This window comes from Bordetella muralis (genome assembly GCF_054781015.1).
The window spans coordinates 78,203-89,318 of the sequence record NZ_BAAGVF010000003.1 but is presented as its reverse complement, the minus strand read 5'-3'; the positions used below and the strand labels follow the sequence as shown (position 1 = coordinate 89,318).

Annotated in this window: 12 protein-coding genes; all 12 read right to left on the bottom strand. The window is 60.1% G+C overall.

The window, feature by feature from the left end:
* Positions 1-16: 16 nt before the first annotated feature.
* Positions 17-325 (bottom strand): NADH-quinone oxidoreductase subunit NuoK, encoded by a 309-nt coding sequence (nuoK, locus tag ACYVIT_RS05575; protein ID WP_094821460.1) that lies wholly within the window; start codon positions 323-325, stop codon positions 17-19.
* Positions 322-969, bottom strand: coding sequence for an NADH-quinone oxidoreductase subunit J (locus ACYVIT_RS05570; RefSeq protein WP_415808385.1), 648 nt, complete (start codon positions 967-969; stop codon positions 322-324). The genes nuoK and ACYVIT_RS05570 overlap by 4 nt, the downstream gene beginning before the upstream one ends.
* Before the next feature lie 17 nt (positions 970-986).
* Entirely contained in the window at positions 987-1,475 is a 489-nt protein-coding gene (gene nuoI, locus ACYVIT_RS05565; RefSeq protein WP_094821462.1) for an NADH-quinone oxidoreductase subunit NuoI, read from the bottom strand.
* A gap of 21 nt (positions 1,476-1,496) precedes the next feature.
* Positions 1,497-2,570 carry an NADH-quinone oxidoreductase subunit NuoH gene (nuoH, locus tag ACYVIT_RS05560; RefSeq protein ID WP_415808384.1) on the bottom strand — a complete coding sequence of 358 codons (1,074 nt, stop codon included), beginning with the start codon at positions 2,568-2,570 and terminating at the stop codon, positions 1,497-1,499.
* Position 2,571: 1 nt separating this feature from the next.
* Positions 2,572-4,899, bottom strand: a complete 2,328-nt coding sequence (gene nuoG / locus ACYVIT_RS05555; protein ID WP_415808382.1) for an NADH-quinone oxidoreductase subunit NuoG — start codon at positions 4,897-4,899, stop codon at positions 2,572-2,574.
* 15 nt (positions 4,900-4,914) lie between these two features.
* Positions 4,915-6,282 (bottom strand): NADH-quinone oxidoreductase subunit NuoF, encoded by a 1,368-nt coding sequence (gene nuoF / locus ACYVIT_RS05550; RefSeq protein WP_415808381.1) that lies wholly within the window; start codon positions 6,280-6,282, stop codon positions 4,915-4,917.
* Complete coding sequence (nuoE, locus tag ACYVIT_RS05545) at positions 6,279-6,773, bottom strand: NADH-quinone oxidoreductase subunit NuoE (RefSeq protein ID WP_094821466.1); 495 nt, start codon at positions 6,771-6,773, stop codon at positions 6,279-6,281. The genes nuoF and nuoE overlap by 4 nt, the downstream gene beginning before the upstream one ends.
* A gap of 40 nt (positions 6,774-6,813) precedes the next feature.
* Positions 6,814-8,070, bottom strand: a complete 1,257-nt coding sequence (locus ACYVIT_RS05540; protein WP_415808380.1) for an NADH-quinone oxidoreductase subunit D — start codon at positions 8,068-8,070, stop codon at positions 6,814-6,816.
* A gap of 3 nt (positions 8,071-8,073) precedes the next feature.
* Positions 8,074-8,706, bottom strand: coding sequence for an NADH-quinone oxidoreductase subunit C (locus ACYVIT_RS05535; RefSeq protein ID WP_415808379.1), 633 nt, complete (start codon positions 8,704-8,706; stop codon positions 8,074-8,076).
* Positions 8,707-8,772: 66 nt separating this feature from the next.
* On the bottom strand, positions 8,773-9,249 hold the full coding sequence (locus ACYVIT_RS05530; RefSeq protein WP_006217960.1) for a NuoB/complex I 20 kDa subunit family protein: 477 nt from the start codon (positions 9,247-9,249) through the stop codon (positions 8,773-8,775).
* 34 nt (positions 9,250-9,283) lie between these two features.
* Complete coding sequence (locus ACYVIT_RS05525) at positions 9,284-9,643, bottom strand: NADH-quinone oxidoreductase subunit A (protein ID WP_415808378.1); 360 nt, start codon at positions 9,641-9,643, stop codon at positions 9,284-9,286.
* A gap of 282 nt (positions 9,644-9,925) precedes the next feature.
* Entirely contained in the window at positions 9,926-11,044 is a 1,119-nt protein-coding gene (locus ACYVIT_RS05520) for a porin (RefSeq protein ID WP_415808377.1), read from the bottom strand.
* Positions 11,045-11,116: the final 72 nt, after the last annotated feature.

The window sequence follows — 11,116 nt, the reverse complement described above, 5'->3', positions numbered from 1 at the left end:
TTCTTCCAATACCCCGTCAGCCCTTCAGGCGATCGAGTTCGTCAACGTTGATCGTGTTCAGGTTACGGAACAGCAGCACCAAAATCGCCAGACCGATGGCGGCTTCGGCAGCAGCCACCGTCAGGATGAAGAACACGAACACCTGGCCGGCGGTATCGCCAAACCAGCTGGAAAACGCCACGAAGTTCATGTTGACAGCCAGGAGCACCAGCTCGATGGACATCAGCAGGATGATCAGATTGCGGCGGTTCAGGAAAATGCCAAAGATACCGATGGCGAACATGATCGCCCCCAGCACCAGATAATGAGCCAGCGTCAACGTCATTGTTTTTCTCCTTGGGCACCGTCGGCCGGCGTGGCGACGCGGCCCTGGGCACGATCGCTCTGTGCAGGCATGCTGACCAGGCGGAAACGGTCTTTGGCGCGCACACGCACGGCGGCGGCGGGATCGTTGTACTTGGCGTCGCGACGGCGGCGCAGAGTCAGCGAGATGGCGGCAACCATACCGACCAGCAGCAATGCGGCGCCGACTTCGACGGCGTACACATATTGCGTGTACATCACCTCACCCAGGGCACGGCTGTTGTTGTAGTCGCCGGCAGTCACGGCCTGCGGGCCCGCGCCATACCAGGTGCTGGCCAGCACGAACGACATTTCAAGCACCAGCACAACACCGATGATCAGCCCCAGCGGCAGATAGGTCTTGAGTCCGCCGCGCAAGGCGTCGATACGGATATCGAGCATCATGACCACGAACAGGAACAGGACCATGACAGCGCCGACGTACACCAACACCAGCAGCAGCGCCAGGAACTCGGCCCCGAGCAGCATCCACAGCATGGCGGCGTTGGCGAACGCCAGGATCAAATGCAGTACGGCAGTCACCGGGCTGCGCGCCGTGATGACGCGGAACGCGGCGATCACCAGGACCGCAGACAATATGTAGAACAGGACAGTGGTAAAAGTCATGAGTCAGACCTTGGGCGTCAACGGTATGGCGCGTCTTCGGCCCGGCGGCGGGCGATTTCGGCTTCGTAGCGGTCGCCGACGGCGAGCAGCATGTCTTTGGTGAAATAAAGGTCGCCGCGCTTTTCACCGTGGTATTCGTGAATGTGGGTTTCCACGATCGAATCCACAGGGCAGCTTTCTTCACAGAAACCGCAGAAAATGCACTTGGTCAGATCGATGTCGTAGCGCGTAGTGCGGCGAGTGCCGTCGTCACGCACGTCCGATTCGATCGTGATGGCCAAGGCCGGACATACGGCTTCGCATAGTTTGCACGCGATACAGCGCTCTTCCCCATTGGGATAGCGGCGCAACGCGTGCAAGCCACGGAAACGCGCCGACGTCGGCGTTTTTTCCATCGGATAACGCAAGGTGACCTTGCGCTTGAAAAAGTACTTGCCCGTCAGGCGCATGCCCTTGAGCAACTCGGCCAGCATCAGGCTGCCGAAGAAATCTTTGATCGCTTCCATATCCTGCCTCTGCTTGACGCGTTAACGCCAAATGTTCCAGGGCGTCTGCATCCAGATCGCCACCACGACCAGCCAAACGCCGGTCAGCGGGATGAAAATTTTCCAGCCCAACCGCATGATCTGGTCATAGCGGTAACGAGGGAACGACGCGCGGAACCACACAAACAACGACACCACGCAGAATGTCTTCAGACCCAGCCACAACCAACCCGGAATCCAGGTCAACGGCGCGATATCGATCGGCGGCATCCAGCCTCCCAGGAACATGATCGCTGCCATGGCTGACAACAGAATCATGTTGGCGTATTCGCCCAGGAAGAACAGGGCAAACGCCATACCCGAGTATTCGACCATGTGGCCGGCCACGATTTCGGATTCGCCTTCGACGACGTCAAACGGGTGACGGTTGGTTTCGGCCACGGCCGAAATCACATAGATCACGAACAGCGGCAACAGCGGCAGCCAGTTCCACGACAGGAACGTCAGGCCACGCTCGGCAAACCAACCGCGGCCCTGCCCCATCACGATCTCGGACATGTTCAGGCTGCCGGAAACCAGCAACACCGTCACCAGCACGAAACCGATGGCCAACTCGTAAGACACCATTTGTGCCGAAGCCCGCAGCGCGCCCAGGAAGGCGTACTTGGAGTTCGACGCCCAACCTGCAACGATCACGCCATACACGCCGATGGAGGTGATCGCCATCACGTAGAGCAGACCCGCATTGACGTTGGCCAGCACGATCTCGGGACCGAACGGCACCACGGCCCAGGCGGCCAAGGCCGGCATCAGCGTGACAACCGGCGCCACGACGAACAGGATCTTGTTGGCCTGCGTGGGAACGACGACTTCTTTGGTGAGCAGCTTGAACACGTCGGCAAACGGCTGCAGCAAGCCCCGGAAACCGACACGGGTCGGTCCCAGACGCACGTGCATCCAGCCAATCATCTTGCGTTCCCAGTACGTGAGGTAAGCCACGCACAAAATGATGGGAACCGCGATGACGACGATCTTGACGATCGTCCAGATCACCAGCCAGGCCGTCGGGCCCAGCAAGGCCTGACCGTGGCTTTCAAGAGTATTGAGCCATTCCATGTCAGGCACGCTCCACGCTGATTTCACCGAATGCGCCACCCAGGGCGGCAGTTTGTTCGAAGGCCGCCGCAATGCGGACCGAACGATCGGCCACAGCATCATCCTGGACGGTTTCAAGCTCGACCGAACCGGCCGCACCGCTCACGCGAACCTTGACGCCTGCAGCCAGGCCCAGCCCAGCCAAGGTGGCGCCGTTCATGCGTGCCGCGGGGGCCTGCGACGCGGGTGCGTCTTGCAGGGGCCACGAACGACGCACGATGGCATCGGTGCGATAGATCGGCACATCGGTCACTCGTTCGAGCGATGTGGCCACCTGGCCCAGGCCACGCGGGGCCTTGATCTCGTTGGACAGACGGCTCTCGATGCCACCGGCCAGCGCGGTGTCGCGCACGGATTCGGAGGTCTCGTCGTCAAAGCCCGGCAGTTGCAACACATTGCCCAGCACGCGCAGGACTTTCCAACCGGGACGCGTCTGACCCAAGGGGGTAACGGTGCCCTTGAAACTCTGCGGCAGGCCCTGGGCGTTGACAAAGGTGCCCGAGGTTTCGGTAAACGGCGACACGGGCAGCATGACGTCGGCCCAATCCTCGGCGGACGATGCATACGGCGTGAGCGCCACAGCGAACTCAGCGGCGCGCAACGCAGCCACGGCCTGGGGACCGTTGTCGGCATCCAGCGAGGGCTCGGCGTGCAGCACGATATAGGCCTTGAGCGGCTCGGCCAACATGGCAGCAGCAGTTTTGCCGCCCTGCCCCGGCACGGCGCCGGCCAGATAACCGCCCACCGTATTGCCACCGGCGGTCAGGAACCCGAAGCGCGCACCGGCGATATCGGCGATGCTGCGTGCGTTGGCAGCCAGGAGCGAAGCCTGCGGCGATGCGACGGCCAGATTGCCCATCAACACAGCGACGTTGCTGCCCGAGGCCAGGCTGGCGGCGATACGCTTGGCGTTTTCGTCCGGCGTCACCGAGGCGAACTCGGCGGGAACGGATTGCTCTTTAGCTTGGGCCAGCGCTACTGCGACTTGGGCCAGAGCCAGCGGCAAGCCCGACGGCGCAACCGTGATACGGCCAGCCACCGGCAGCAGAGGATCATCCGCGGCGCTGTCAACCAGCAATACTTGCGTGCCGCGCTTGGCAGCCTGACGCAGGCGCTGCGCCATCAGCGGATGATCTTTGCGCAGGAACGAACCGACCACCAGCACACGATCCAGCGAATCCAGATCGGCAATCGGCATGCCCAGCCACGGCGCGCCCGACAAGGCAGCGTCGAAGCTCGCGTCGGTCTGACGCAGGCGGAAATCGATGTTTTCCGAACCCAGGGCGCGCACGAGACGGCCCAGCAAGGCGAATTCTTCGGTCGTGGCGTACTCGGCAGCCAAGGCGCCGATCTGGCCCGCGCCGTGGCTATCACGCACGCGCGACAGGCCCTGGGCGACGGCTTGCAGCGCATCGGCCCAGGAGGCCTCCTGCCACTTGCCGTCCGCGCCCTTGATCATCGGAGCGGTCAGACGATCGCCACTGTTCAGACCCTCGTAGGAAAAGCGATCGCGGTCGCTGATCCAGCATTCGTTGATGGCCTCGTCCTCGAAAGGCACGACGCGCATGGCGCGTTCGCCCTTGACCTGCACCACCAGATTGGCGCCCAGGCTATCGTGCGGGCTGACCGTACGGCGGCGCGCCAATTCCCAGGTGCGGGCGGTATAGCGGAACGGTTTGGAGGTCAACGCGCCGACGGGACAGAGATCGATCATGTTGCCGGAGAGCTCCGACTCGACCGAGCGGCCCACGAAAGTCGTGATCTCGGAATGCTCGCCGCGGCCCAGCATGCCCAGTTCCATGACGCCGGCGATTTCCTGGCCAAAGCGCACGCAACGGGTGCAGTGGATACAACGGGACATTTCCTCGGCCGATACCAGCGGGCCGAGATCCTTGTGAAAGACCACGCGCTTTTCTTCGCGGTAACGCGAGGCAGAGCCGCCATAGCCCACGGCCAGATCCTGCAACTGGCACTCACCGCCCTGATCGCAGATCGGGCAATCGAGCGGGTGATTGATCAGCAGAAATTCCATGACCGACTTCTGCGCGGCCTTGGCTTTTTCTGAGCAGGTGTGCACCACCATGCCATTCGTGGCCGGCGTAGCGCAGGCGGGCAGCGCCTTGGGCGCTTTTTCCACTTCAACCAGGCACATGCGGCAGTTGGCCGCGATGGACAGTTTCTTGTGGTAGCAGAAATGGGGCACATACAAGCCGATCTTCTGGGCCGCATGCATCACCATGCTGCCCTCGGGGACTTCGACCTGATTGCCGTCGACGGTTAATTCAACCATTGCTGTTCCTGAGACCTACAGATAATGCGGAACCACACACGACTTGTGCTCGATGTGGTGCGCGAATTCGTCGCGATAGTGCTTGAGAAAGCCGCGTACCGGCATAGCGGCAGCGTCACCCAGTGCGCAAATGGTGCGACCCATGATGTTGCCGGCCACGTTGTCGAGCAGATCGAGGTCTTCTTTGCGACCTTGGCCATGCTCGATACGGTGCACCATGCGGTACAGCCAGCCCGTGCCCTCACGGCACGGCGTGCATTGACCGCAGCTTTCTTCGAAGTAGAAATACGACAACCGTAACAGCGACTTCACCATGCAGCGGGTTTCGTCCATGACGATGACCGCACCCGAACCCAGCATGGACCCGGCCTTGGAGATCGAGTCGTAGTCCATGGTGGTGTCCATCATGATGTCGGCGGGCAGCACGGGTGCGCTCGAACCGCCGGGGATCACGGCCTTGAGTTTCTTGCCGCCACGCATGCCGCCAGCCAATTCCAGCAGCTTGGGGAACGGCGTACCCATCGGGATCTCGTAGTTGCCCGGACGCTCAACGTCGCCCGAGATCGAGAACAATTTGGTGCCACCGTTATTGGGCTTGCCGACTTCGAGATAGGCCTGGCCGCCATTGCGGATGATCCAGGGCACCGCCGCGAAAGTCTCGGTGTTGTTGATGGTGGTGGGCTTGCCGTACAAACCAAAACTGGCCGGGAACGGCGGCTTGAAACGCGGCTGGCCCTTTTTGCCTTCGAGGGACTCGAGCAGCGCGGTTTCTTCGCCGCAGATGTAGGCACCGTAGCCATGGAAGGCATGCAGCTGGAAGCTGAAATCGGAACCGAAGATCTTGTCGCCAAGGAAACCGCCGGCGCGGGCTTCTTCGAGAGCCTCTTCGAAGCGCTGATACACCTCGAAGATCTCGCCGTGGATGTAGTTGTAACCCACGCTGATGCCCATGGCATAGGCGGCAATCGCCATGCCTTCGATCACGATATGCGGGTTAAAGCGCAGGATGTCGCGATCCTTGAACGTGCCGGGCTCGCCTTCGTCGGAGTTGCACACCAGGTATTTTTGACCCGGGAATGCGCGCGGCATGAAGCTCCATTTCAGGCCCGTCGGGAAACCCGCGCCGCCACGGCCGCGCAGGCCGGAGGCCTTGACCTCGGCAATCACGTCCTCGGGCTTCATGCCCGTGGTCAGGATCTTGCGCAACGCCTCGTAGCCGCCGCGCTTGACGTAGTCTTGCAGGTGCCAGTTGCTGCCGTCGACGTCCGCCATGATTTGCGGCGCAATATGACGGCCATGCAGACACATGGAATTCGACAGATCGTTCAGCGGGTTGGGATCCAAGCCCTGAGCCAAACGTTGGTACAGATCGGGCGCGTTCATGCCGATTCTCCTTGCGCTTTCAGGCCTTGGACCAGCGCGTCGAGTTTTTCTTCGGTCATACGCACACACATATGTTTGTTGTTGACCAGCAGCACGGGCGAATCACCGCAAGCCCCCATGCATTCACCTTCGACCAGCGTGAACAGGCCGTCGGGGGTGGTCTCACGGAACTCGATACCCAGCTTGCGCTTGAGGAAATCGCCCGCCTTTTCGCCATCGCGCAAGGCACAGGGCAAATTCGTGCACACGGAGATCTTGTGCTTGCCTACGGGCCGGGTGTCGAACATGTTGTAGAACGTGGCGACTTCCTGCACTGCGATAGGAGGCACGCCAATGTAATTGGCCACATCTTCGAGCACCTCGGGAGGGAGCCAGCCTTTTTCTTCTTGCGCGATGGCAAGCGAAGCCATGATGGCCGACTGGCGCTGGTCGCCCGGGAACTTGGCAAGTTCCCGATCGATTTTCTGATAGGCCTGTGCGGAAAGCAGCATAGTTTGAATCCGGGTTATGCGGGGCGGTCGGGCTGAGGGTTCAGCGGTCGATTTCGCCGAAAACGATATCCTGCGTGCCGATGATGGTGACGGCGTCGGCGATCATGTGACCGCGGGCCATCTCATCGAGCGATTGCAAATGGGCAAATCCTGGTGCCCGAATCTTCAGGCGGTAAGGCTTGTTGGCGCCGTCGGACACGAGATAAATGCCGAATTCGCCTTTGGGGTGCTCCACCGAGGCGTAAGCTTCGCCAGGAGGAACGTGGAAACCTTCGGTGAAGAGCTTGAAGTGGTGAATCAGCTCTTCCATGTTGGTTTTCATGTTGGTACGGCTGGGCGGCGCGACCTTGTGGTTCTCGATCATGACCGGACCGGGGTTGTTGCGCAGCCATTCCACGCATTGGCGAATGATGCGGTTGCTTTCGCGCATTTCGGCCACGCGTACCAGATAACGGTCATAGCAGTCGCCGTTCACCCCCACCGGGATGTCGAACTCGAGCAGATCGTAAACCTCGTACGGCTGCATCTTGCGCAGATCCCAGGCCACGCCCGAACCACGCAACATCGGGCCGGTAAAACCCAGAGCCTTGGCGCGATCAGGGTCGACCACACCAATGCCGACCAGACGCTGTTTCCAGATACGGTTGTCGGTCAGCAACGTTTCGTATTCATCGACGCACGCCGGGAACCGGTTGGTGAAGTCCTCGATAAAATCCAGCAGCGAACCCGAGCGCGCATCGTTCATGATGCGCAGGTCTTTTTCACCGCGGTATTTGCTGCTGTCACCGTATTGCGGCATGGTGTCCGGCAAATCACGATACACACCGCCCGGCCGGTAATAGGCCGCGTGCATGCGTGCCCCCGAGACCGCCTCGTAGCAGTCCATCAGGTCTTCGCGTTCGCGGAAGGCATACAGGAACACGGCCATGGCGCCCACGTCCAGGGCGTGCGAGCCCAGGGACATCAGGTGATTGAGCAGACGCGTGATCTCATCGAACATGACGCGGATGTACTGCGCGCGCAGGGGCGCTTCGACACCCAGGAGCTTTTCGATGGCCATGACATAGGCGTGCTCGTTGCACATCATGGACACATAGTCCAGGCGATCCATATAGGGCAGCGCCTGGATGAAAGTCTTGTGTTCAGCGAGTTTTTCCGTGGCGCGATGCAACAACCCAATGTGAGGATCGGCGCGCTGAATCACTTCGCCATCGAGCTCCAACACCAGACGCAGCACACCGTGCGCGGCCGGGTGTTGAGGACCGAAGTTCAGAGTGTAGTTCTTGATTTCTGCCATGATTTAACGCCCCATGCCGTAGGAGTCTTCGCGCACGACACGCGGGGTGATTTCGCGCGGATCGATGGTGACCGGCTGGTACACCACGCGGCGCTGTTCCGGGTCGTAGCGCATTTCGACGTTGCCCGACAGGGGGAAGTCTTTGCGGAAAGGATGACCGATGAAACCGTAGTCGGTCAGAATGCGGCGCAGATCGGGATGGCCTTCGAAAACGATGCCATACAAATCAAACGCCTCTCGTTCGAACCAGTTAACCCCGGGCCAGCACCCTAGCAGCGAGGTCACGATGGGGAATTCGTCATCGGGCGCAAACGTACGCACCCGCAGGCGCCAGTTGTGCGTGACGGACAGCAAGTGCACCACCACTGCATAGCGCAGGCTCGGCGCGCCGCCGGCCGTATTTTCCGTCTCGAGTTGACGGCTGCCGTTACCCCAGGTCAGGTAATCAACGCCGCACAGATCGATACAGGTTTCGAAGTGCAGGCTGGCATCCGTACGCAGCTTGTTGCAGACCGTGATCCATTGATCGGCCGGCACCTCGAGCGTGAGCTCGCCGTATGCCTCGGTCAGGGCGATATCCGCCCCCAACGCAGCCTGCAGGTTATGTTTCAGGGTTTCGAGCCTGGTCATCGTCATGTCGCTTAGGTAAACCGATATGCTGACGAGCACCGCCGGCGCACTACATGGCGCGGCGAAATGCGATCAGCGGGCAATAGTGTTGGTCAGTCGGATCTTGTTCTGCATTTGCAGCAGACCATAGACCAATGCTTCGGCCGTAGGCGGACAGCCCGGCACGTAAACATCGACCGGCACAATACGATCACAACCACGCACCACCGAGTACGAATAGTGGTAATAACCACCGCCGTTCGCACACGATCCCATGGAAACCACCCAGCGCGGCTCGGGCATCTGGTCGTAGACCTTGCGCAGCGCGGGCGCCATTTTGTTACACAGCGTGCCGGCCACGATCATCAGATCGGACTGACGGGGGCTGGGGCGGAAAATGATGCCGAACTGATCCAGGTCGTAGCGCGCCGCACCGGCGTGCATCATTTCCACCGCACAACAGGCCAGACCAAAGGTCATGGGCCACATGGAGCCGGTTTTTGCCCAGTTGAGGAACTTGTCGGCACTGGTGGTGATAAAGCCTTGCTTAAGGATGCCGTCTATAGCCATAGTTGTCTCTGATAGCGTGCAGGAGAGCCTTGGGTTATTCCCAATCCAGCGCGCCCTTTTTCCATTCGTAGATGAAGCCGACCGTCAGAATCGTCAGAAAGACCATGACAGTCCAGAAACCGACGAGACCAACCGTGCCATGAGCAATCGCCCACGGGAACAAAAAGGCGATTTCGAGATCGAACAGGATGAAGAGGATGGCTACCAGGTAGTAGCGCACATCGAACTTCATACGAGCGTCTTCGAAGGCCTCAAAACCGCACTCATACGCTGAAAGCTTTTCAGCGTAGGGGCGGCGAGGCCCCAAGAGCGAACCCGCCGTCAACAGCGCAAACCCGATCAGGGTAGCCACTGCGATAAACAGCAGGACGGGAAAATACTGTTGCAAGTTCATTTTGGCGTCCGTCAAATGCGCAAACCTTCAGATTGTAGCATTTGCAAAGTGACGATGCGCTGAACCCAACCGCCCAAAAACGAGTTAGCGCGAACAATAATCCCGTCGCATCACCCCTGCGGTTTGCCGCCCTCGCCGAGGGAGCATTGTTTTATTTTAAGGCACCGCAGCAACAAGAAAATCCCATGAAAAAAGCCGCCCCGAGAGGCGGCTTTTTTCGCAAGCGGACCAAGGTCCGCTCATACGCAATCAATCGAAGCGAGGCTTGCGCCCCGCAGCCGATTAGAAGCGGTGACGGATACCAACACCAACAGCGGTGCTCTTCACGTCTTCCAAGAACGCGTAGTTCTTGATGTACGAACCGTAGGCGTACAGGTTGGTACGCTTGGACAGGTCGTAGGTGTAGCCCAGCGAGAACACGTTCATGCTCTCGTCGCCGCCGGTCAGGCGATCGTTGCTGGGATCAACCATTTGCCACGAACCGAACAGCTTCGAAGCGCCGCCGATGGGGGCGGTCAAGCCCACCATGTAGCTGTTGGCCTTGAAGCCGTCGGCGAACAGGTTGCTGCCCAGACCGCGTTGATCCGGCGAGAACGACGCGCCGTTGATGCCTTGACCACCAAACCAGCCATCGGTGGTGCGAGCATAGGCCAGAGCCAGCTTCACAACTTCAAAGTCGTACGAACCGCCAATGGCGTACATACGCGGGGTAGCATCGGTTGCCTCTTGCGACATCTGGTTCGAGGCGTTCAACTGATCGTACGAGAACGCGACGTTCAGAGGACCGTTTTGGTAACGCAGACCAGCCGTGATGGCACGGGTGTTGTCGGCGGTACGGAAGCCGGTTTGCTCATCGTTCTCGTCATCAGCGTTGAACGAGTAACCGACGCCAGCTTGGAAGCCGCTGAACGACGGGGTTTGGTACAGAACCAGGTTGTCGTAGCGAACCGTGTTGGCAGCGCTCAGGCCCACACCGATGTTGGCTTGGTTGAAACCAGCGCCGAACGGATCGATCGAACCGAAGTACTTGGACGAGATGTTGGTTTGACGACCGAAGTCCAGACGGCCCCAGCTGTCGCTTTGCAGACCGATGGTGGCTTGACGACCGAACAGACGGCCGCCTTGAGCGGAGTTACCGTTGGAGGAGTTGAAACCGCTTTCCAGTTGGAAGACGGCTTGCAGGCCATCACCCAGATCTTCGGTGCCACGCAGGCCCCAACGCGAACCGTTCTGCACGCCATTGATCATGCCGACACGGCTACCGCTGTCCCAGCCGTCGCCCTTCACCTTGTTGTAGCCGATACCGGTATCGATGATGCCGTACAGCGTCACCGAGGTTTCTGCCTGGGCCACGCCGGCAAAGCCAGCGAGCAGGGCGGCAGCGAGCAGAGTCTTTTTCATTTAAGAAATCTCCGTTGATTTGAGTGACAAGGGCGCCTGGTTTTGCGAAGAACCTGCGCCCCCCTAACTCCG